Source organism: Geodermatophilus sp. SYSU D01180 (genome assembly GCF_054050415.1).
This window is the reverse complement of record NZ_JBJGZH010000027.1, coordinates 32,541-53,626: the sequence shown is the minus strand read 5'-3', so window position 1 is coordinate 53,626 and position 21,086 is coordinate 32,541. Positions and strand designations below refer to the sequence as shown.

Sequence of the window (21,086 nt, the reverse complement as noted above, 5' to 3'; positions counted from 1 at the left end):
GAGCGGCTGGTCCGCGCGGCCGCCGAGGCCGACGACGCGGCCGCGGCGAGCACCCGGGCCGAGGCGGAGCTGGCCGCCGCGGGGGGGGGGGGGGGGCCGGGCCGCCCCCCCGCCCCCCCCCCCCCCCCCCCGGTTTGGGGGACCCCCCCCCCCCCCCCCCCCCCCCCCCCCCCCCCCCCCCCCCCCCCCCCCCCCCCCCCCCCCCCCCCCCCCCGCCCCCCCGGAGGGCGGTCGGCGCAGACCCGGAACCGAGGAGCAGACTGGGTCCTCGTGACCAGCACGTCCGCGGCGCCGACCTCCGCCGCCGCCCCGCGCGCCGGGGAGCCACTCGACCCGGACGCGGCGATCTCCGTCCGCGGGCTGGTGAAGCGCTACGGCGCCGCCACCGCCGTCGACGGCCTGGACCTCGACATCCGGCGCGGCGAGATCTTCGCCCTGCTCGGCCCCAACGGCGCCGGCAAGACGACGACGGTCGAGATCTGCGAGGGCTTCCGCGACCGCGACGGCGGTGAGGTGCGGGTGCTCGGCACCGACCCGGCCGCGGGCGGGCGCCGGTGGAAGGCGCAGCTGGGCATCGTGCTGCAGTCCGGCGCCGGGGACAGCCAGCTGACCTGCCGCGAGCTGCTGCGCGCGCAGGCGTCCTACTACCCCGACCCGCGCGACCCCGACGAGGTGCTCGAGCTGGTCGGGCTGACCGAGAAGGCCCGGGCCCGCGGCCGCTCGCTGTCGGGCGGGCAGCGCCGCCGGCTGGACGTCGCGCTCGGCATCGTCGGCCGCCCCTCGCTGCTGTTCCTCGACGAGCCGACCACCGGTTTCGACCCCGAGGCGCGGCGGCAGTTCTGGTCGCTGATCCGCTCGCTGCGCGACCTCGGCACCACGATGCTGCTCACCACCCACTACCTGGACGAGGCCGAGGCGCTGGCCGACCGGGTCGGCGTCATCGCGCGCGGCCGGCTGGCCGAGGTCGCCGTCCCCGCGGAGCTGGGCGGCCGCGGGCGCGCGCCGGCGGTGGTCAGCTGGACCGAGGACGGCGTCCGGCGCAGCGCGGCCACCGCGACCCCGACGGCGTTCGTCCGCGAGCTGTCCGCGCGCTTCCCCGGCGAGGTGCCCGACCTGGCCGTGGCCCGCCCGACCCTCGAGGACGTGTACCTGCAGATGATCGGGGAGGCCCGCGCGTGAGCGCCGGAACCGTCGCCCGGGAGCGCGCCGCGCTGCCGTCGCTGCCCGCCGTCTACCGCTCCCGCGCCGGGGTGGAGCTCAAGGAGTTCTTCCGGCAGCGCGAGTCGGTGGTGTTCACCCTCGTCTTCCCCGTGCTGCTGCTCGTGGTGTTCGGCGCGGTGCTCGACTACGACCTGGGCGACGGCGTCACCTTCGTCCAGTACTTCGTGCCGGGGGTGATCGCCGCGGGCATCCTCGGCGCCAGCCTGCAGAACATGGCGATCTCCATCGCCACCGAGCGCGCCGACGGCACGCTCAAGGGCCTGTACGGCACCCCGATGCCGCGCAGCGCCTACTTCGTCGGCAAGGTCGTGCAGGTCCTCGCCGTCACGGTGCTGATCATCGCGCTCCTGCTCCTGATCGGCGCCGTCTTCTACGGCGTCGACCTGCCCTCGGGACGCGACTGGCTGACCTTCGCCTGGGTCACCGCGCTCGGCGCCGCGGCGTGCACGCTGCTCGGCATCGCCGTCTCGAGCCTGGCGCGCAACGGCCGGTCGGCGTCGGCCACCGTCACGCCGATCGCCCTGGTGCTGCAGTTCATCTCCGGCGTGTTCTTCCAGTTCAGCCAGGTGCCGGTCTGGATGCAGACGATCGCGTCGCTGTTCCCGCTCAAGTGGATGGCGCAGGGCCTGCGCTCGGTGTTCCTGCCCGACGCGCTCGCCGCGCAGGAGCCGGCCGGGTCCTGGGAGCTCGGGCGGGTGGCGCTGGTGCTGGCCGTGTGGTGCGCCGCCGGTCTGGTGCTGTGCGTCCTGACCTTCCGCTGGCAGGAGCGCGGCACCAGATAACGTCGGGTGGTGCCCGCACCACTCGACGCCGACTCGGTCCGCCGCGCGCCCAAGGTCCTCCTGCACGACCACCTCGACGGCGGGCTGCGTCCGCAGACGGTGCTCGAGCTCGCCGACGAGGCGGGCTACCGCGCCCTCCCCGCCTCCGACGCCGAGTCGCTGGGGACCTGGTTCCGCGAGGCCGCCGACTCCGGCTCGCTGGTGCGGTACCTGGAGACGTTCGCGCACACCGTCGGGGTGATGCAGCGGCCGGAGGCGGTGCGCCGGGTGGCCCGCGAGTGCGCCCTCGACCTCGCCGCCGACGGCGTCGTGTACGCCGAGGTCCGCATGGCCCCGGAGCTGGTGACCGCGGGCGGCACCCCGATCGAGGAGGCCGTGGAGGCGATCCTCGACGGGTTCGCCGCGGGCAGCGCCGAGGCGGCCGCGGCGGGGACGCCGATCACGGTGGGCGCGCTGCTGTGCGCGATGCGGCAGGAGGACCGCTGGGAGGAGGTCGCCGGCCTCGTCGTCCGGTACCGGGACGCCGGCGTCGTCGGCTTCGACCTGGCCGGACCGGAGATCGGCTTCCCGCCGGACCGGATCCCGGGGGCGATCGCGCTGCTCGACCGCGCCGGCGCGCGCCGCACCGTCCATGCCGGCGAGGCGGCCGGCGTCGACAGCATCCGGGCCGCGCTGGACGGCGCCCGCACCGAGCGGCTCGGCCACGGCGTGCGGATCGCCGACGAGGTGCCGATGGAGGGCCCGCTCGGCCCGCTGGCGCGGCGGGTGCTCGACGAGCAGGTGCCGCTGGAGGTCGCGCCGTCGTCGAACGTGCAGACCGGCGCCTACCCCTCGATCGCGCGGCACCCGGTGGGCCGGCTGCACCGGCTGGGCTTCGCGGTCACGGTGAACACCGACAACCGGCTGATGAGCGGCGTCTCGGTGACCAGCGAGCTGACCGACGTCGCCGCCGCCCACGGCTGGGGCTGGGACGACGTCCAGGCGGTCACCGAGCGGGCGCTGGCCGCGGCGTTCACCGACGACGCCGAGCGGACCCGGCTGCTCGACGAGGTCATCCGCCCGGGGTACGCCGCCCTCCGCGGGTGATCACGGACACCGCCCGCTGCGGAAGGGCGGGCTGAGCACCGCTGTTACCGTGGGTGTGCCGGCACTCGCCGGACATCCTCCCGGACGGTCCGTCCGGGCATGAGCGCATCCGTGCAGATCCGCCGCGTCGTCGACGCCCGCGATCGCCAGTGAGGACGCCGGGCCCCGTCGCAGGGGTGGCGCCCGCGCACCACCACGGGACGCGCCCGAGCTGTATCGGAGTCCCCACCCCCGCATGACCACGTCCGACACCGTCGACGTCCAGAGCACCCCCGACACCCCCGCCCCGGCGGGCCCCACGTTCGCCCAGCTGGGCCTGCCCCAGCAGCTGGTGACCGCCCTCGAGCGGCGCGACATCCGCGCTCCGTTCGCCATCCAGGCCTCCGTCCTGCCCGACGCCCTCGCCGGGCGCGACGTGCTGGGCAAGGCGGCCACCGGGTCCGGCAAGACCCTGGCCTTCGGCCTGCCGATGCTCGCCCGCATGGGCCTCACCGCCCGCCGCGGACCGCGCGCCCCGCGCGCGCTGGTGCTCGTGCCCACGCGCGAGCTCGCCCAGCAGGTCTCCGACAACCTGGCCCCGCTCGGCCAGGCCATCGGCACCCAGTTCGCCACCGTCTACGGCGGCGCCTCGATGGGCCGCCAGATCTCGCAGCTGCGCCGCGGCGTCGACGTCGTCGTCGCCACCCCCGGCCGGCTGCAGGACCTGATCAGCCAGCGGGAGGTCACCCTCGCCGAGGTCGAGGTCAGCGTCGTCGACGAGGCCGACTTCATGTCCGACCTCGGCTTCCTGCCGGTCGTGCAGGAGCTGCTCGACCAGACCCGCCCCGACGCCCAGCGGCTGCTGTTCTCGGCCACGCTGGACGGCGAGGTGGACACGCTGGTCCGCCGCTACCTGACCGACCCCGCGCGGCACGAGGTCAAGCGCCCCGGCGACGACGCCCCGCCGGCCGAGCACCTGGCCTACAGCGTCGCCTTCCGCGACAAGGTGCCGGTGACCCAGGAGCTGGCCGCACGCCCGGGCCGCACCATCGTGTTCGCCCGCACCCAGCTCGGCGTCGACCGGCTCACCGAGAACCTGCAGGCCGTCGGCATCAGGGCCGAGGCGATCCACGGCGGGCTGCCGCAGTCGGCCCGGCGCCGGGCGCTGGAGGCGTTCACCGACGCCCGCAGCCCCGTCCTGGTGGCCACCGACGTCGCCGCCCGCGGCATCCACGTCGACGATGTCTCGCTGGTCCTGCACTACGACCCGCCGGCCGACCACAAGACCTACCTGCACCGCTCGGGCCGCACCGCCCGCGCCGGCGCCGGCGGCGTCGTGGTCTCGCTGCTGCTGCCCGACCAGGTCGGCCAGGCCAAGCGGCGGTTCCGGCAGGCGAAGGTGGACCCGCAGGTCAGCCGCATCCGCCCGGGCGACGCCCCGATCGCCGAGCTCGTCGCCAGCGGCGTGCCGGTGGAGCCGGTCGAGCGGCCGGCCCGCGAGTCGCGCCGCCCGCACGGCGGCCCCGGCGGCCGGCGCCCGCGCCGCGACGGCGACCGTCCGCGCCGCTCGTACGGCGACGGCGACCGCGGCCGTCGCGACGATCGTCCGCGCCGGCCCTCCGGCGACCGCGACCGGTACCGCGGCCCCGGCGAGGGCCACCGCGGCGGGCGGTCCGACCGCCCCGCGCCCGCGCGCGACTGACGGAGAACCCCGCGTCCCCCCACCGCTCGCTCGCGGCGGGTCCCTGACGCGGGGCCGTTCCAGCACCTCACCACGGCCGGCCCCGGGACCCGGGGCCGGCCGTGGTGCGTTCCGTGGTCGCTCGTGCTCTTCCTGCACCTGCAGGCAGAGCACGAAGGGGAGAGCCGTGGTACTCCGCTGGACGCTCGTGCTCTGCCCACACCTGTGGGCAGAGCACGAGCTCGCGGCGGAGAGGTCCCGGCCGCCGGGCCGCGCTCCGGATCCGGTCCCGGACCCGGAGGGCGACCGTCAGTGGCGGAAGACCAGCGCCCCGCCGACCTGGGCGACCACCTCGTCCCAGGCCTGCCGCACCGGGGCGGCCTCCTCGGCGCGCAGGGTGGCGCCGGGCTCCCGCTCGCCGCGCGCCACCGCGCGACCCAGCGGCGCGGTGGGGGCGAGCAGCTCGTCGACCCGGGTCAGGCCCGCGTACTCGGCGACGTCGCGCACGCCCTCGACCGGCTGGGCGAACACCCGGTGGTCGACCAGGCCCGCCGCGCCCCCGGCCACCTCGGCGAGCACCTCGGACAGCTCGGTGAGGTCGTAGCGGTCCTGCTCGGCCGGCAGCGGCATGACGTCGGTGTCGGCCACCTCCGGCCAGGACGCGATCTCGGTGAGGTCGTGCTGCTCGTCGCCGGCGCAGAAGCGGGCGAGGTCGGCGGGGGTGTCGAACAGGTAGACCTCGCCGTCGCGGCCGAGGAACCGGGCGACGTCCTCCACGTAGCAGCGCAGCGTCACGCCGGCGCCCTCGGGGACGACGAGCTCCACCGGGAGGATGCCGACGGCCTCCCAGAACTCCGCCGCCGCGGCGACCGCGGCCGGGGTCGCGGTGATCCGGCTGCCGCCACGGATGGTGCTCACCCCGGCGGTGGCCGCCTCCTCCGGCGCGGCCGCCGTCGAGCCCGCGGCCGGGCGGTCGCCCGAGCCCCGGGCGGCGGTGGCCTCCGCGCCGCGGCCGGCGCGGGCACCGGCGGGCGCCTCGTCGGTCAGGTCCTCGTCGGCCAGGTCGTCGTCGGTCTCGTCCTCGTCGGCGGCCGAGGGGTAGGCCTCGAGGGTGGTCGTGCCGGCGCCGGTCCAGTCCAGGTGCGCCGACAGCTCCTCGAGGACGTCCTCCCACAGCTCGTCGAGCGCGCCGCCGACGCCGATCCAGGCGTCCTCGCCCGAGCGGCCGACGAACGCGTCGACCCCCAGACCCAGGGACCCGATCTCCGGCCGGGCCACCAGCTCGGCGAGGGAGGGGAACTCGGTCTCCTCGTCGCCGCCGAGGTCCTCGTCGGCGTCCTCGTCGTCGGTGTCCGCGCCGGCCCGCGCGGAGGTCGCGCCGCCCTCCTCGTCGTCGTCCCCGGCGGTGTCCAGGCACTCGGCCAGCCGGCTGACGATGTCGATGGTGGCCGCGAGCTCCTCGACGGCCCACCGGTCCGGGTTCTCGGCGGCGATGTCGTAGACGCCGTCGAGGTCGTAGCGGTGGTCGTCGTCGGGCGTCAGGTCCGCCGCGCCCAGCCCGACCACGACCGGCCAGACCGGGTGGTCGGCGAGGTCGTGGTCGGTGGCCGTGCGGCAGAACGTGGCGAGGGCGGCCGGGGTGGGGAAGAGGTGGACCGTGGCGGTCTCCCCCTCGGAGGTGCCGAGGAAGGCCTGCCACTCCTCGCCGTCCTCCTCCCACGGCGGCGCCCACAGGGTGTACCCCGTGCGGTCGTCGACGGTGAGGGCGATGGGGACGATGCTCGGCCTGGCCACGGAGCCCATCCTGCCCGGTGGGCCCGAGAGCGCACCCGGGGGATTCAGACCCCCTTGGGGTGCCAGACCGTCTTGGTCTCCAGGAACCGCGTCATCCGGCCCGTGCCGGGGTCGGCGGTCCAGTCCGGCTCCTCCGCCGGCGGGCGCAGCACCCGCTTGATGCTGCCGGCCGCCAGCCGTTCGAGCTCCATGGCCCGGCCGGCGGGCGCGCCGGTCAGGTCGATGGCGTCGACGTCGTCGTGCTCGGCCAGCCAGGGGCCGAGCTCACCGGCGTCGCCGGTGAGCAGGTCGACCACGCCGCCGGGGACGTCGCTGGTGGCCAGCACCTCGCCGAGGGTCACCGCCGGCAGCGGCCGCTCGTACGAGCTGACGACGACGGCGGTGTTGCCGCCCGCGAGCACCGGCGCCAGCACGCTGACCAGCCCGAGGAGCGACGACCGCTGCGGGGCGAGGACCGCGACGACGCCGGTCGGCTCCGGCAGGGAGAAGTCGAAGAACGGCCCCGCCACCGGGTTGGCGCTGCCCAGGACGGCGGCCAGCTTGTCGGTCCACCCGGCGTACCAGACCCAGCGGTCGATGGCGGCGTCGACGACGGCGCGGGCGCGGCCGGCCGACAGCCCCTCGCCGGCGGCGACCTCCTCGCAGAACTGCGCGTGCCGGCCCTCCATCACCTCCGCGACCCGGTACAGGACCTGGCCCCGGTTGTAGGCGGTGGCGCGCGACCACTTGCCGAACGCGGCCCGCGCGGCGACCACGGCGTCGCGGGCGTCCTTGCGGGAGGCCAGCGCGGCGTTGGCGAGGAACGTCCCCTTGTGGTCGGTGACCTCGTAGGTGCGGCCGGACTCCGAGCGCGGGAAGGCCCCGTTCACGTACAGCTTGTAGGTCTTGCGGACGGCGAGCCGCTCGCTGCCGATCACCGGGAGCTCTCCTTCAGGTACGCGGCGAGCCCGTGCCGGCCGCCCTCGCGGCCGTAGCCGGACTGCTTGTAGCCGCCGAACGGCGACGTCGGGTCGAACTGGTTGAACGTGTTGGCCCACACCACGCCGGCGCGCAGCCGGTCGGCGATCGCCAGGATCCGCGAGCCCTTCTCGGTCCAGATGCCGGCCGACAGCCCGTAGGTGGTGTTGTTGGCCTTGGCCACCGCCTCGTCGGGGGTGCGGAAGGTCAGCACGCTCAGCACCGGGCCGAACACCTCGTCGCGGGCGATCCGGTGGGCGGGGGAGACGTCGGTGAACACCGTCGGCGGGAACCAGAAGCCGCGGTCGGGCAGGTCGCAGGCCGGCTGCCAGCGCTGCGCGCCCTCGGCCTCGCCGATCTCGGACAGCTCCCGGATGCGGGCCAGCTGCTCAGCGGAGTTGATCGCGCCGATGTCGGTGTTCTTGTCCAGCGGGTCGCCCACCCGCAGCGTGCCGATCCGCCGCTGCAGCGAGGCGATCACCTCGTCGTGGACCGACTCCTGCACCAGCAGCCGGGAGCCCGCGCAGCAGACGTGGCCCTGGTTGAAGAAGATGCCGCGCACGATGCCCTCGACGGCCTGGTCGATCGGGGCGTCGTCGAAGACGATGTTGGCCGCCTTGCCGCCGAGCTCCAGGGTCAGCGCCTTGCGGGTGCCGGCGACGGCGCGGGCGATCGAGCGGCCGACCTCGGTCGAGCCGGTGAACGCGACCTTGTCGACGTCCTCGTGCTCGACGACGGCCCGGCCGGTGTCGCCGGCGCCGGTGACGATGTTGACCACGCCCGGCGGCAGGTCGGCCTGCCGGCACACCTCGGCGAACAGCAGCGCGGTCAGCGGGGTGGTCTCGGCCGGCTTGAGGACGACGGTGTTGCCGGTGGCCAGCGCCGGCGCGACCTTCCACGCCAGCATCAGCAGCGGGAAGTTCCACGGGATGACCTGCCCGGCCACGCCGTGCGGCCGCGGGTCGGGCCCGAGGCCCGCGTAGGCGAGCTTGTCGGCCCAGCCCGCGTGGTAGAAGAAGTGCGCCGCAGCCAGGGGGACGTCGACGTCGCGGGACTCCCGGATCGGCTTGCCGTTGTCCAGGGACTCCAGGACGGCGAACTCGCGGGCCCGCTCCTGCAGGATCCGCGCGATCCGGAACAGGTACTTGCCGCGGTCGGCCGGGCGCATGGGGCCCCACACGCGGGTGTGCGCGCGGCGGGCGGCCTTCACGGCGCGGTCGACGTCGGCCTCGGTGCCCACCGCGATCTCGCTGAGCACCTCCTCCGTGGCCGGGTTGACCGTCTTCATGGTCTCGCCGGAGCCGTCGACGAACTCGCCGTCGACGAACAGGCCGTAGGACGGCGCGACGTCGACGATCGAGCGGGACTCGGGGGCGGGGGCGTACTCGAACAGGGGGCTGGTGGTCATCAGTCGACGCTCACGTGGTCGGGGCCGGAGTAGTGGCCGGTGCGCAGCTTCTGCCGCTGCAGGAGCAGGTCGTTGAGGAGGCTGGAGGCGCCGAGGCGGAACCAGTCGGGGGACAGCCAGTCGGCGCCGACGGTCTCGTTGACGAGCACCAGGTGCTTGATCGCGTCCTTGGTGGTGCGGATGCCGCCGGCGGGCTTGACGCCGACCTGGGTGCCGGTGGCGGCGCGGAAGTCGCGGACCGCCTCGAGCATCACCAGGCACACCGGCAGGGTCGCGGCGGGGGAGATCTTGCCGGTGGAGGTCTTGATGAAGTCGGCGCCGGCGAGCATCGCCAGCCACGAGGCGCGGCGGGCGTTGTCGTAGGTGACCAGCTCACCGGTCTCGAGGATGACCTTGAGGTGGGCGTCCCCGCAGGCCTCCTTCACCGCCACGACCTCCTCGAACACCTCGAGGTAGCGCCCGGCGAGGAACGCGCCGCGGTCGATGACCATGTCGATCTCGTCGGCGCCGTTGCCCACGGCGTCGCGGACGTCGGCGAGCTTGACCCCCCGGCCGGCGCGCCCGCTGGGGAAGGCTGTGGCGACGGCGGCGACGTGGATGCCGGTGCCCTGCAGCGCCTCCCGCACGACGCCCGCCAGGTCGCCGTAGACGCAGACGGCGGCGACCGACGGAGCGGTCGGGTCCTGGGGGTCGGGACGGCGGGCCTTGGCCGCCAGCGAGCGGACCCTGCCGGGGGTGTCGGCGCCCTCGAGGGTGGTCAGGTCGACCATCGAGATCGCGGTGTCGATCGCCCAGGCCTTGGCCGTGGTCTTGATCGAGCGGGTGCCGAGGGTGGCGGCCCGCTGCTCGGCTCCCACCTGGTCGACACCGGGCAGGCCGTGCAGGAAGGCGCGGAGGGCGGCGTCCGAGCGGGTCACGTCGTCGAACGGCGCCGCGGGCCCCGGGCCGGGCCGGGTCCCGGCCGCCAGCGTCCCGGGGTCGAGCACGTGGGTCATGCGCCCATCCTCCCAGTGCGACCGGTCACTCCGGGACCGTGGTCACCGGGGGGAGCCGGCCGGGCATGGCAGCGTGGGGACATGGCGACGACGACGAGACCGGCCCTGCTCACCTGGACCACCGTCGCGCCCGTCGCCGCAGTGGTCGTCCTCGCGCTGTCCTGGGGACGGGACGCCGGCGCCTTCCTCGTGGTGGTCGTCGCTGCGGCGCTGGTCGGCGCGGTGCTGGCCGCCGTCCACCACGCCGAGGTCGTGGCCCACCGGGTGGGGGAGCCGTTCGGGTCGCTGGTGCTCGCCGTCGCGGTCACCGTGATCGAGGTCGGGCTGATCGTCACGCTCATGGCGTCCGGCGGGCCGGAGGCGGCGTCGCTGCCGCGGGACACCGTGTTCGCCGCGGTGATGATCACCTGCAACGGGATCCTCGGGCTGTCGGTGCTGCTGGGGGCGCTGCGGCACGACGTCGTCGTCTTCAACCGCGAGGGGGCCGGGGCGGCGCTGGCGACCGTCCTCGCCCTCGCGGTGATGTGCCTGGTGCTGCCCACCTACACCACGACCGTCAGCGGGCCGGAGTTCTCGACGGCGCAGCTGACCTTCGCCGCGCTCGCCTCGCTCGTGCTCTACGGCGCGTTCGTGGTCACCCAGACCGTCCGGCACCGCGACTTCTTCCTCCCCGTCCCCGTCGGCGGCAGCCGCGACGACGAGGACGAGCACGCCGACCCGCCGTCGGACCGCACCGCGCTGACCAGCCTCGGCCTGCTGCTGCTGGCGCTGGTCGCCGTCGTCGGGCTGGCGAAGGTGGAGTCCCCGGCGATCGAGGCCGGGGTGGCCGCGATCGGCTTCCCGCAGTCGTTCGTCGGCGTGGTGATCGCGCTGCTGGTGCTCGCCCCCGAGACGCTCGCGGCGGCCAACGCCGCCCGCCGCAACCGGCTGCAGACCAGCCTGAACCTGGCGTTCGGGTCGGCGATGGCGAGCATCGGGCTGACCATCCCGGCGATCGCGGTCGCCTCGATCTGGCTGGACGGGCCGCTGCTGCTCGGCCTGGGCGCCACGCAGATGGTGCTGCTCGCGGTGACCGTCGTCGTCGCGGTGCTCACCGTCGTGCCCGGCCGGGCGACCCGGCTGCAGGGCGTGGTCCACCTGGTCCTGCTGGCCGGCTTCCTGTTCCTGGCCGTCGCGCCCTGACCGATACGGTGGCGCCCGTGCAGCTGACCGTCGTCGACCACCCGCTCGCCCGTGCCCGTCTGTCGCGGATGCGCGACGAGCGGACCGACAACGCCGCCTTCCGGGCGGCGCTGCGGGAGCTGACCCAGATGCTGGTGTACGAGGCCACCCGCGACCTCGCCGTCGCCGAGGAGCCGATCACCACCCCGGTGACGACGACGACCGGCTACCGGCTGGCCGCGCCGCCGCTGATCGTGCCGGTGCTGCGGGCCGGGCTGGGCATGGCCGACACCGCGCACGGGATGCTGCCGGAGTCGCAGATGGGCTTCGTCGGCCTGGCGCGCAACGAGGTGACCTTCCAGCCCGAGGCGTACATGGCCTCGCTGCCGGAGAGCCTGGTCGGCCGGCACGTGTTCGTGCTGGACCCGATGTTGGCCACCGGCGGCTCGTTGGTGCACTGCTGCACGCTGCTCACCGAGCGCGGCGCCACCGAGATCACCGTGCTGTGCGCGCTGGCCGCGCCGGTCGGCCTGGAGCGGCTGGAGCAGAGCGGCCTGCCGCTGCGGGTGTTCACCGCCAGCGTCGACGAGGGCCTCAACGAGAAGGCGTACATCGTCCCGGGCCTCGGCGACGCCGGGGACCGCCAGTTCGGCGCGGTCTGACCGTGCGCTTCGCCGTCCTGGGCACCGGCCACTGGGCCCGCACCGTGCACGCGGCGGCGATCGCCGCGCACCCCACCGCGGAGCTCGCCGGCATCTGGGGGCGGGACGCGGGCAAGGCCGCCGACGCGGGCGCGGAGTTCGACGTCCCCGGCACGGACGACCTCGCGGCGCTGCTCGAGCAGGTCGACGCGGTGTCGGTCGCCGTCCCGCCGGACGTGCAGGTGCCCCTGGCCGAGCAGGCGGCCGCCGCCGGCCGGCACCTGCTGCTGGAGAAGCCGATCGGGCTGACCGTCGACGACGCCGACCGGGTGGTGACGGCGGTGCGGTCCGCGGGGGTCGCCTCGGTCGTGTTCTTCACCTTCCGCTTCCAGGCGCAGACGACGTCGTGGCTGGCCCAGGCCGGCCGCACCCGGCTGGCCGGCGGCGCCGCCTCGTGGCTGTCGGCGCTGGCGGGGAGCCCGTTCGACTCGGCCTGGCGCCGCCGGTACGGGGCGCTGTGGGACATCGGCCCGCACGCGCTGTCGCTGCTGGTGCCGGCGCTGGGCCCGGTGGTGTCGGTGCAGGCGGGCGCGGGCGCCGGCGACACCGTGCACCTGGTCCTGCAGCACGCCACCCCCGGCGTGGCCTCGACCGTCACGCTGTCGCACACCGTGGCGCCGCTGGCCACCGGCATCGAGTTCTCCGTCCACGGCGACGCCGGGCGGCTGGTGCTCCTGCCCGACACCGAGAGCCCGATCGCGTCACTGACCGCGGCGGTCGACGAGCTCACCGCGGCGGCGCTCACCGGCGGCGCGCACCCGTGCGACGTCGGCTTCGGCCGCGAGGTCGTCGTCGTGCTGGCCGCCGCGGAGCGGGCGCTGGCCTCGGGCTGCCGGGAGGACGTCCCCACCTGAGGCCGACTTGCGGCGCGGACGCCAGTCGCGCGCAAGGGCCGGACAAGCAGCGGCCGACACCGTCTCTCCCGACGACAGGGAGCCCCGGGACCCGGGGCCGGACAGGGAGACGACATGAGCGAGTACTCGTACCTCGGCCACGACCGCGCGAACACGCGGGCGGTCTCGGACAGCAGCTGGTACGTCCGCCGCGGCCGGATCGACCGGCGCACCTACTGGCTGCACTACGCGCTGCCGCTGTGGGCGGCGAGCGTCGCGGCGATCTGGGCCGACATCGCGTTCGGCACCGCCTGGTACACGGCGAGCTACGAGTCCTACGGCTACTACACCTCCAGCGCCGACGTCACCTTCTCGGGCGGGCCGATCACGCTGCTGGTCTCGCTGGCGCTGTTCGCGCCCTCGATCAGCGCGGCGGTGACCCGGCTGCACGACACCGGCCGCTCCGGCTGGTTCCTGCTGTGGGGCCTGGTCCCGATCGCCGGCGCGATCGTCCTGCTCGTGACGCTCGGCTTCTCGCCGAGCGAGCCCGGCCGCAACCAGTACGACGACGGCGCCCCGCACCCGACCCGGCGGGAGCCCCGGCTCGCGACCTGGTGAAACCGGTTGACCGGACGGGCCAGCCTGGAGGGGTGCGGATGACCTTCTCCCGGCTGGCCGACCGGCGTCCGGTGGAGACCCGCGTGGAGCGCGACGACGGCGTGGTGTTCGCCCTGCGCGGCGCCGGGGGCGGGGCCGACCTGCCGCACGACCTGGTGCACGCGCTGGTCGAGACCGAGCTCGGGATGCGCGAGGGCATCTGGGGCTGCATCGCCGACGGCGTCGTCTGGACGACGATGCGCCACGTCTCCGGCCGGCAGCCCCCGCACGCGGCCGAGCGGTCGGCCCGGCTGAAGCGGGAGCGCGCGGCCGCCATCCCGCGGGCCGAGGGCGTGGCCGACCTGGTTCACCGGTCCGCGCGCGGGGCGGCGGTGCTACCGGGCGAGGCCGCCGCGCTGGACCTGCCGCCGCAGCGGCTGGCCGCCGCCGCGGCCGCCCTGGTCGACGCCGGGCAGCGCTGGCGGGCGCTGCCGGTGGGGGAGAGCTGGACCCTCGAGTGGTCCCCGCCGCAGGCCCGCCCGGGGCGACGCCGCAGGTGAGGGACCCGTCCGGCACACTCCGGGCGTGATCATCGTGCTGGTCGGGGCGGTCGTGCTGGCGCCGGTCGTCGTGATGGCCGACCTCCGCCGCTGGCGGCCCCTGCCGGTCCTGCTGTGGCTGCTCGGCACCGCCGCCGTGGTGCTGTGGGTCGCGACCCGCGACGCCGCCGGCGCCCACGCCGGCCTGCTCACCGGGATCGGCTGGCTGGTCCTCGCGCTGCTCGCTGCGGGCGGCTCCGTGGCCGCGGGCCGGCGTGGCACCGGCACCCGGCCCCGGCACGGGGCCTGAGCGGCCTCAGCAGCCGAGCGCGCCGGCCAGCTCCTCGAACGAGGACACCGACAGGTCGGCGTCGGGGTCGCGCTCCGGCGGCACCCGCGTCCCGCCGAACTCGGCGGGCCGGTGCACGTACGCCGTCCGGAGCCCGCGGGCCCGCGCGGCGGCCAGGTCGTCGACGTGCGCGGCCACCACGAGCACCGCCGACGGCGGCAGCGCCAGCAGCCGGGCCGCCGAGTCGTAGACCTCCGGGTCGGGCTTGTAGCGGCCCACGACCTCGGCGCCGAGCACGAGGTCCCACGGCAGCCCGGCCCGCCGGGCCAGGTCCACCTGCAGCCGCACCCCGCCGTTGGACAGCGGCGCCAGCACGAACCGGCGCCGCAGCCGGGTCAGGCCCGGCACCGCGTCCGGCCACGGGTCGAGCCGGTGCCAGGCGAGCACGAGCTCCGCGGCGACGTCGTCGGGGACGGGGCCCGCGCCCACCGCGGCCAGCGCCTCCGGCAGCGACTCGCGGTGCAGCACGTCGAGCGGGACGAACGGCCGCCCGCCGCTGCGCACCCGGTCCATCGACGGCCGGTACCGCGCCCGCCAGGCGTCGGCGAACGCCGCGGCGTCGACGTCCGGGCCGAGCAGCCGGGCCGCCTCCCGGGCCACGCCGGCGCGCCAGTCCACGACCGTGCCGAACACGTCGAAGGCCAGCGCGCCGACGTCCACGGCTACAGCCCCAGCGCGTGCGCCATCTCGCCGCGCAGCTGGTCGAGCTCGTCCGCGCCGCGGCCCCGGGCGGCGATGATCCCGGCGTCGTCGTGCACCGGGACCACCGTCTCCAGGTACGCCTTCAGCTTGGGCTCGGTGCCGCTGGGCCGGACCACCACGCGGACGCCGTCGCCGAGCAGCCGGACGGCGTCGACCGGCGGGTCCTCGGCCAGCAGGTCGGTGGCGGTGACCGCCCGGCCGAGCAGCCGGGCCGGCGGGTCGGCGCGCAGCCGCGCCATCGCGTCGGAGATCAGCGAGAGGTCCTCCACCCGCGCCGACAGCTGGCCGGTGGCGAACAGCCCGTGCTCGCGCGCCAGCTCGTCGAGCCGGTCGACCAGGGTGCGGCCGCTGCCCTTGAGCTCCGCGGCCAGCAGCGCGACGGCGAGGGCGGCGGAGATGCCGTCCTTGTCCCGGGCCACCTCCGGGGTGACCGCGTAGCCCAGCGCCTCCTCGTAGCCGAACACCAGCGGCTCGGCGTCGGTGCCGGCGCGGATGATCCACTTGAACCCGGTCGGCGTCTCGGCGAACCGCACGCCGTGCGCCTCCGCGAGCGCGGACAGCAGCGAGCCGCTGACCAGCGAGGCCGCGTAGGTGCCGCGCACGCCGCGGCGCAGCAGCCAGTCGGCGAGCAGCGCGCCGACCTCGTCGCCGGTGAGCTGCCGGCCCTCGCACACCACCGAGCAGCGGTCGGCGTCGGGGTCCTCGGCGATGGCGACGTCGGCGCCGCAGCGGTCGGCCAGCGCGAGCAGCAGGTCGACCGCGCCGGGCTCCTCCGGGTTGGGGAAGGTGACCGTCGGGAACCCCGGGTCGGGGGCGTCCTGCTCGGGCACGCTGACCGGCGGGGCGAACCCGGCGGCGGCGAACACCGCCCGGGTGGTGGCCGCCCCGACGCCGTGCATCGCGGTGTAGGCCACGGTGAGGTCCGCCCGCGCGGCGGCGTCGACCCGCTCGGGCTGCAGTGCCCGCACGACGGCGGCCACGTAGCCGGCCTCCACCTCGTCGCCGAGAGGAGTCCAGTCGTCGGACACCGGCACCTCGGCCGCCGGGCCGACGGCGGCGATCGCGGCCTCGATCTCCCGGTCGGCCGGCGGCACGAGCTGGGCGCCGTCGGCGAGGTAGACCTTGTAGCCGTTGTCCTGCGGCGGGTTGTGGCTGGCGGTGACCATCACGCCGGCCACGCAGCTCATCGACCGGACCGCCGACGACAGCACGGGCGTGGGCAGGGGCCGCGGCAGCACCGACACGGCGAACCCGGCGGCCGACAGCACCGCGGCGGTGACCCGGGCGAACTCGTCGGAGCGGCGCCGGGCGTCGAACCCGACGACGACGGCCCCGCCGCCGTGCCCGTGCGCGCTGAGCCACGCGCCGAGCCCGGCGGCGGCCCGGGTGACGACGGCGGCGTTCATGCCGGCCGGCCCGGCGCGCAGCGGCCCGCGCAGCCCGGCGGTGCCGAAGGTCAGCGGCCCGGCGAAGCGGCGCTCGAGCTCGGCGGTGTCCCCGGCGGCGACCAGGGCCTCGATCTCGGCGCGGTCGCCGGGGTGCGGGTCGGCGGCGGCCCAGGCGCGGGCGGTGTCCAGGAGGGCGGCGGGGACGCTCACGAGCCGGCCCCCACGGCGTCGAACTCGGGCAGGGTGAACCGGCCGCCCACCCGCGCGTGCACCGGGTCGGCGGGGTCGGGCTCGCCGTGCGCCGCCAGCAGCGCCCCGGCGTACGCCTCGGCGTCGTCGGCCGGCTCGTAGCCCAGCTCCCGGGCGGCCGTGAGGTCCCACCAGCCCCGGGTGTTGGCCGACACGCCCCACACCACGCGGAAGCCGGGGGAGGGGGCGCGCAGCGCGGCGTCGACCAGCGCGACGGCGTCCCGCGGGGACAGCCAGGTGGCCAGCGCGCGCACGTCCGGCGGCTCGGGGGCCTGGGTGCCGATGCGCAGGCACACGACGTCGAGGCCGTAGCGGTCGGCGTACAGCGCGCCGAGCGCCTCCGTCGCGACCTTCGACACCCCGTAGTAGGTGTCCGGGTGGGGGAGGCCGGCGTCCTCGCGCAGCGGCCCGGACGCGGGCCGCGTGGTGAACCCGGTGGCGTGGTTCCTGCTGGCCAGCACCACGCGGCCGACGCCGGCGCGGCGGGCGGCCTCCAGCACCGTGTACGTGCCGTCGACGTTGGCGTGCCGGATCGCCGGCCAGTCCGACTCGCCGGAGATGCCGGCCAGGTGGACGACGGCGGCCGCGCCCCGCGCCGCGGCGGTCAGCGCGTCGAGGTCGGTGACGTCGGCGACGAGCGTCTCCTCGCCCGGCCGCGGCTCGACGGTCTCGACGACGTCGAGGCTGCGCAGCGGCCAGCCGCGCTCGGGGAGCCCCTCGCGCAGCACCGTGCCGATCCGGCCGGCCGCCCCGGTGACCAGGACCGGGCCGGTCACGGCAGGCGCCCGATGAACTCGACCAGGAACTCGCCGAGCCGCCCGGCCGCGGCCCTGCCCGCGGCGAGCACCTCCTCGTGGTCCAGCTTCTCGCCGGTGATGCCGGCCGCGGCGTTGGTGACCATCGACAGCCCCAGCACCTCCATCCCGGCGGCGCGGGCGGCGATCGCCTCCAGTGCCGTGGACATGCCCACGAGGTCCGCGCCGAGGCCGCGCAGCATGCGGATCTCGGCCGGCGTCTCGTAGTGCGGGCCGGGCAGCGCGGCGTAGACGCCCTCGGTGAGGTCCGGGTCGAGGGAGCGGGCCAGCTCGCGCAGCCGCGCGGAGTACAGGTCGGTGAGGTCGACGAACGTGGCGCCGACCAGCGGCGAGCGGGCGGTCAGGTTGAGGTGGTCGGCGATCAGCACCGCCTGGCCGACCCGGTGCTCGGGCGCCAGCCCGCCCGCGGCGTTGGTGAGGACGACGGTGCGCACCCCGGCCGCGGCGGCGGTGCGGATCCCGTGCACCACCGGCTCGACCCCGCGGCCCTCGTAGAGGTGGGTGCGGCCGAGGAAGAGCAGGACCCGCCGGTCGCCGACGCGCACCGACCGCACCTGCCCGCCGTGCCCGACGGCCGTGGGGGCGGCGAAGCCGGGCAGCTCGCCGATGGCGACGGAGGCCGCGGCCTCCCCGAAGGCGTCGGCCGCGGGGGCCCAGCCCGAGCCCATGACGACGGCGACGTCGTGGCCGTCGCCGAGGGCTGCGGTCAGGTCGGCGGCGGCGGTGGCGGCCAGGGCCGCGGGATCGGGTGCGCTCACCCGGCGACGCTAACCCAGCGCCGGGGCGGCGACCCGGGCCGCCGGTCGGCACGGCAGCCCCGGCCGTCCCCGCGGGCTGCGCCGGCTGAGGCGGTCACCGGCGGCACCGCCGGCGTTCCCCGGGCGGGCACCCGGGCGTCACCTCGGGCGGTGAGGGTCTGCGGGACCCGTTCCCGCACCCCGAGGACCCCCGTGACGCGCTCGTCCCTCCGCGCCCTCCGCGCGGCCGCCCCGCTGGCCGTGCTGGCGCTCGCCGCCTCCGCCGCGCCCGCCTCCGCCGCACCCGCCACCCCGGCGTTCACCGAGCTGGCGACGTTCGACGTCGCCGGCGAGGTCGCCGAGATCCTGTCGGTCACCCCGGACGGCCGCACCGTCGTCTACACCGGCTCCGCCTCCGGCGGGATCGGGCTGGTCGACATCGGCCGGCCCGACCGGCCGCGCCAGGCCGGCGCCGTCGAGGTCGGCGGCGAGCCCACCTCGGTCGCCGTCACCCAGGACGGCCGGCGGGCCCTGGTCGTCGTCGACGACACCGACGGCGCGTTCACCAGCCCCGCGGGCCGGCTGGTCGTCGTCGACCTGCGCACCCTCGCGGTCGTCGCCGAGCACGAGCTGGGCGGGCAGCCGGACTCGATCGCGCTGAGCCCCGACGGCCGCTACGCCGCGGTCGCGATCGAGAACCAGCGCGACGAGGAGCTCGAGGTCGACGGCGTCGAGGGCGGCCTGCCGCAGGCGCCGGGCGGGTGGCTCGCCGTCGTCGGGCTGCAGGGGCCGCCGGCCGGCTGGACGGTCGACCGGGTCGAGCTGGCCGGGCTGCCCGGCCTCGCGTACCCCACCGACCCCGAGCCGGAGTTCGTGGACGTGAACGCGCGGAACGTCGCCGCGGTGACCCTGCAGGAGAACGACGCGGTGGCGCTGGTCGACCTGCGCAGCCGCTCGGTGGTCGGCTCCTTCTCCGCGGGCACCGTCACCCGGGCCGACGCCGACCTCGAGGACGACGGCGCGGCCACCTTCGACGACGCGCTGACCGCGCCCCGCGAGCCCGACGCCGTGCAGTGGACCCCGGACGGGGACCTGCTCACCGCGGACGAGGGCGACCTCGCCGGGGAGCCCAGCGGCGGCCGCGGCTGGACGGTGTTCTCGCCCGGCGGTGAGGTGCTGTACGCGTCCGGCGGCGCGGCCGAGCGGGCACTGGCCGGCGCCGGCCGGTACCCCGACGGCCGCAGCGACGACAAGGGCGCCGAGTTCGAGGGCGCCGAGGTCGCCGCCGTCCGCGGGACCACCTACGCCTTCATCGGATCCGAGCGCGGCGACGCCGTCCTGGTGTACGACCTCGCCGACGAGACCGCGCCGCGGCTGCTGCAGGTGCTGCCCACCGGCGACGCGCCGGAGGGGCTGCTCGCTGTGCCGAACCGGCAGCTGTTCCTCACCAGCAACGAGGACGACGGCACGATCTCGGTGTTCGGCCCGACGCGCTGACCCACCCGTCCCAGTCGTCCCCGGCCGCGTGTCGGCCGGGGACGGCGGGCCGGCTCCCGGACCATGGCTCGGTGCAGCGAACGGTCATCGACGGCGTCCCGGTGTTCAGCGCCGGCGGGCGGGAGCGGACGACGGCGGCGCTGGTCTTCGGCGTCGGCCTGCGCGACGAGACGTTCTCGACCATCGAGGTCACCCACCTCGTCGAGCACCTGGCCATGGCCGCGCTCCCGCGCACGCACCTGCGCTGCAACGCCGTCACCGACGTCGACAGCACCGCCTTCTTCGCCACCGGCCGCCCGGACGCCGTCGCCGCGTTCCTGGAGGGCGTCTGCCGCGCCCTGGCCGACCTGCCCACCGAGCGGCTGGCCGCCGAGGCCGGCGTGCTGCAGGCCGAGGGCTGCGGCACCGGCTCCTCCACGGTCAGCGCGCTGTGGGCCGCCCGCTACGGCCTGACCGGGCCGGGCCTGACCGTCTCGGCCGGGCCCGGCCCGGAGTACCTGACCGAGGAGACCGTCCGGGCGCACGCCGCCCGCTGGTTCGTCCGCGCCAACGCCGCGCTGTGGTGCCACGGCCCGCTGCCCGGGGGCCTGCGGCTGCCGCTGCCCGACGGGCCGCGCCCGGTGCGCCGGGTGCCGGTCCCGCGCCCGCAGGACGGGCCGGTGTGGACGCACACCGACGCCCCCGGCGTCGGGCTGCTGCTGGCCACCGACACCCCCGGCGACGCCGCGCTCGCGGTCGGCGTCGACGTGCTCCAGGACCGGCTGCGCGAGCGCGCCCGCCACGACCGCGGGCTGTCCTACGGCGTCGACTCCCTCACCCTCGACCTCGCGCCCGGCCGCCGCGAGGTGGCGGTCGTGGTCGACGCCCGGACCGGCCGCGACGCCGAGGTCGCCGGGCTGCTGTGGCAGACCTTCGCCGAGCTGTGCGCCGACGGGCCGGACGCCGCGGAGGTCGCGCACGCCGTCGCGGGGCTGGAGGCCGAGCTCGACGACGAGGACGCCGTCGGCACGGAGCTGGCCGACGCCGCCTACTGCGCGGCCACCGGCCTGCCGTTCCGCCCGGCCGCGGGCACCCTCGCCGCCTGGCGCGCGGTGACGCCGGCGCGGGTCACCACGGCGCTGCGCCGGGCCGGGGCGACCGCCGTCCTCGGCGTCCCCGACACCGCCGCCTGGGACGGCCCGGCCGGCGTCGCCCGCCGCCCGCTGTGCGGCACCCTCCCGGAGCTGCCGGCCGGCACGGTGTTCCGCCCGCCGTTGCTGCGCCGGCTGCTCGACCCGGCGGCGCGCGTGGCGCTGGTCGTCACCGACGACGGCCTCGCGCACACCGACGCCGACGGCGACGTGCACGGCATCCCGTGGTCGCGGGTCGAGGCCGTGGTGCCCACCGACGACGGCCGCGGCGTCTCGGTGGTGGGCCGGGACCTGTGCGGCGTGCGCGTCCACCCCGACCTCTACGGCCGCCGCGCCGTCGCCGCGGTCACCGGCCGGGTGCCGCCCGCCGCGCTGCTGCCGCGGCCGCGCACCGGGGAGCCGGACACCGTCCCCACGGCGGTCTGAGTCCGACGGGGGATCCGCGCTGTTCAGGGGGTGCGGGAGCGCCGTCGTCCCTATCCTCG

Annotated in this window: 20 protein-coding genes; 12 read left to right on the top strand and 8 right to left on the bottom strand. The window is 76.7% G+C overall.

Annotation, left to right across the window (positions count from 1 at the left end):
- The first annotated feature begins 270 nt into the window (after positions 1-270).
- The 4 genes from ACI8AA_RS19945 (at position 271) to ACI8AA_RS19930 (ending at position 4,770) form a co-directional block, all read left to right on the top strand.
- Positions 271-1,179, top strand: coding sequence for an ABC transporter ATP-binding protein (locus ACI8AA_RS19945; protein WP_457046115.1), 909 nt, complete (start codon positions 271-273; stop codon positions 1,177-1,179).
- Positions 1,176-2,003, top strand: coding sequence for an ABC transporter permease (locus ACI8AA_RS19940; RefSeq protein ID WP_457046114.1), 828 nt, complete (start codon positions 1,176-1,178; stop codon positions 2,001-2,003). The genes ACI8AA_RS19945 and ACI8AA_RS19940 overlap by 4 nt, the downstream gene beginning before the upstream one ends.
- Before the next feature lie 9 nt (positions 2,004-2,012).
- Positions 2,013-3,089, top strand: coding sequence for an adenosine deaminase (locus ACI8AA_RS19935; RefSeq protein WP_457046113.1), 1,077 nt, complete (start codon positions 2,013-2,015; stop codon positions 3,087-3,089).
- 235 nt (positions 3,090-3,324) lie between these two features.
- Entirely contained in the window at positions 3,325-4,770 is a 1,446-nt protein-coding gene (locus ACI8AA_RS19930) for a DEAD/DEAH box helicase (RefSeq protein ID WP_457046112.1), read from the top strand.
- A gap of 288 nt (positions 4,771-5,058) precedes the next feature.
- Here ACI8AA_RS19930 and ACI8AA_RS19925 read toward each other — a convergent pair whose 3' ends face one another.
- Genes ACI8AA_RS19925 through deoC form a run of 4 tightly spaced genes read right to left on the bottom strand, consistent with a single transcriptional unit; the run spans position 5,059 to position 9,903 of the window.
- Positions 5,059-6,543, bottom strand: a complete 1,485-nt coding sequence (locus ACI8AA_RS19925; RefSeq protein ID WP_457046111.1) for a hypothetical protein — start codon at positions 6,541-6,543, stop codon at positions 5,059-5,061.
- Between the two features lie 44 nt (positions 6,544-6,587).
- Positions 6,588-7,460 carry an aldehyde dehydrogenase family protein gene (locus tag ACI8AA_RS19920; protein ID WP_457046110.1) on the bottom strand — a complete coding sequence of 291 codons (873 nt, stop codon included), beginning with the start codon at positions 7,458-7,460 and terminating at the stop codon, positions 6,588-6,590.
- On the bottom strand, positions 7,457-8,908 hold the full coding sequence (locus ACI8AA_RS19915) for an aldehyde dehydrogenase family protein (protein ID WP_457046109.1): 1,452 nt from the start codon (positions 8,906-8,908) through the stop codon (positions 7,457-7,459). Before ACI8AA_RS19915 ends, ACI8AA_RS19920 begins: the two co-directional genes overlap by 4 nt.
- Positions 8,908-9,903 carry a deoxyribose-phosphate aldolase gene (gene deoC / locus ACI8AA_RS19910; protein WP_457046108.1) on the bottom strand — a complete coding sequence of 332 codons (996 nt, stop codon included), beginning with the start codon at positions 9,901-9,903 and terminating at the stop codon, positions 8,908-8,910. The genes ACI8AA_RS19915 and deoC overlap by 1 nt, the downstream gene beginning before the upstream one ends.
- Before the next feature lie 81 nt (positions 9,904-9,984).
- Between deoC and ACI8AA_RS19905 the strand changes: the two genes are divergently transcribed.
- The 6 genes from ACI8AA_RS19905 to ACI8AA_RS19880 all read left to right on the top strand — a co-directional run bounded on the left by ACI8AA_RS19905 (position 9,985) and on the right by ACI8AA_RS19880 (position 14,044).
- Positions 9,985-11,085: a calcium:proton antiporter gene (locus ACI8AA_RS19905; protein ID WP_457046107.1), complete on the top strand. Its 1,101-nt coding sequence runs from the start codon at positions 9,985-9,987 to the stop codon at positions 11,083-11,085.
- Positions 11,086-11,102: 17 nt separating this feature from the next.
- Positions 11,103-11,726 (top strand): uracil phosphoribosyltransferase, encoded by a 624-nt coding sequence (gene upp, locus ACI8AA_RS19900; protein ID WP_456930009.1) that lies wholly within the window; start codon positions 11,103-11,105, stop codon positions 11,724-11,726.
- Positions 11,727-11,728: 2 nt separating this feature from the next.
- Positions 11,729-12,619, top strand: a complete 891-nt coding sequence (locus ACI8AA_RS19895) for a Gfo/Idh/MocA family protein (RefSeq protein ID WP_457046106.1) — start codon at positions 11,729-11,731, stop codon at positions 12,617-12,619.
- A 114-nt stretch (positions 12,620-12,733) separates the two neighbouring features.
- Positions 12,734-13,216 carry a DUF805 domain-containing protein gene (locus tag ACI8AA_RS19890; protein WP_457046105.1) on the top strand — a complete coding sequence of 161 codons (483 nt, stop codon included), beginning with the start codon at positions 12,734-12,736 and terminating at the stop codon, positions 13,214-13,216.
- A 38-nt stretch (positions 13,217-13,254) separates the two neighbouring features.
- Positions 13,255-13,755 (top strand): hypothetical protein, encoded by a 501-nt coding sequence (locus ACI8AA_RS19885; protein WP_457046104.1) that lies wholly within the window; start codon positions 13,255-13,257, stop codon positions 13,753-13,755.
- 25 nt (positions 13,756-13,780) lie between these two features.
- Positions 13,781-14,044, top strand: a complete 264-nt coding sequence (locus ACI8AA_RS19880; RefSeq protein ID WP_457046103.1) for a hypothetical protein — start codon at positions 13,781-13,783, stop codon at positions 14,042-14,044.
- Positions 14,045-14,050: 6 nt separating this feature from the next.
- On the opposite strand, the gene ACI8AA_RS19875 is transcribed toward ACI8AA_RS19880, so the two are convergent.
- From ACI8AA_RS19875 to ACI8AA_RS19860, 4 genes are read right to left on the bottom strand one after another with little or no spacing between them, the layout of a single operon-like run.
- Positions 14,051-14,743: a haloacid dehalogenase type II gene (locus ACI8AA_RS19875; protein WP_457046102.1), complete on the bottom strand. Its 693-nt coding sequence runs from the start codon at positions 14,741-14,743 to the stop codon at positions 14,051-14,053.
- A 2-nt stretch (positions 14,744-14,745) separates the two neighbouring features.
- On the bottom strand, positions 14,746-16,383 hold the full coding sequence (locus ACI8AA_RS19870) for a phospho-sugar mutase (RefSeq protein WP_457046101.1): 1,638 nt from the start codon (positions 16,381-16,383) through the stop codon (positions 14,746-14,748).
- Positions 16,380-17,198: an NAD-dependent epimerase/dehydratase family protein gene (locus ACI8AA_RS19865; protein WP_457046100.1), complete on the bottom strand. Its 819-nt coding sequence runs from the start codon at positions 17,196-17,198 to the stop codon at positions 16,380-16,382. Before ACI8AA_RS19865 ends, ACI8AA_RS19870 begins: the two co-directional genes overlap by 4 nt.
- On the bottom strand, positions 17,195-17,995 hold the full coding sequence (locus tag ACI8AA_RS19860) for a purine-nucleoside phosphorylase (protein WP_457046099.1): 801 nt from the start codon (positions 17,993-17,995) through the stop codon (positions 17,195-17,197). The genes ACI8AA_RS19865 and ACI8AA_RS19860 overlap by 4 nt, the downstream gene beginning before the upstream one ends.
- Before the next feature lie 192 nt (positions 17,996-18,187).
- Here ACI8AA_RS19860 and ACI8AA_RS19855 point away from each other — a divergent pair, with 192 nt between their 5' ends.
- On the top strand, positions 18,188-19,471 hold the full coding sequence (locus ACI8AA_RS19855; protein ID WP_457046098.1) for a hypothetical protein: 1,284 nt from the start codon (positions 18,188-18,190) through the stop codon (positions 19,469-19,471).
- 71 nt (positions 19,472-19,542) lie between these two features.
- Positions 19,543-21,027 carry a hypothetical protein gene (locus ACI8AA_RS19850; protein ID WP_457046097.1) on the top strand — a complete coding sequence of 495 codons (1,485 nt, stop codon included), beginning with the start codon at positions 19,543-19,545 and terminating at the stop codon, positions 21,025-21,027.
- Positions 21,028-21,086: the final 59 nt, after the last annotated feature.

What these genes read in the sequence shown, in the direction of transcription:
- ACI8AA_RS19930 (WP_457046112.1), top strand. Translation starts at nt 3,325, where the DNA reads ATGACCACGTCCGACACCGTCGACGTCCAGAGCACCCCCGACACCCCC.
- ACI8AA_RS19915 (WP_457046109.1), bottom strand. Translation starts at nt 8,908, where the DNA reads ATGACCACCAGCCCCCTGTTCGAGTACGCCCCCGCCCCCGAGTCCCGC.
- deoC (WP_457046108.1), bottom strand. Translation starts at nt 9,903, where the DNA reads ATGACCCACGTGCTCGACCCCGGGACGCTGGCGGCCGGGACCCGGCCC.
- ACI8AA_RS19905 (WP_457046107.1), top strand. Translation starts at nt 9,985, where the DNA reads ATGGCGACGACGACGAGACCGGCCCTGCTCACCTGGACCACCGTCGCG.
- ACI8AA_RS19890 (WP_457046105.1), top strand. Translation starts at nt 12,734, where the DNA reads ATGAGCGAGTACTCGTACCTCGGCCACGACCGCGCGAACACGCGGGCG.
- ACI8AA_RS19885 (WP_457046104.1), top strand. Translation starts at nt 13,255, where the DNA reads ATGACCTTCTCCCGGCTGGCCGACCGGCGTCCGGTGGAGACCCGCGTG.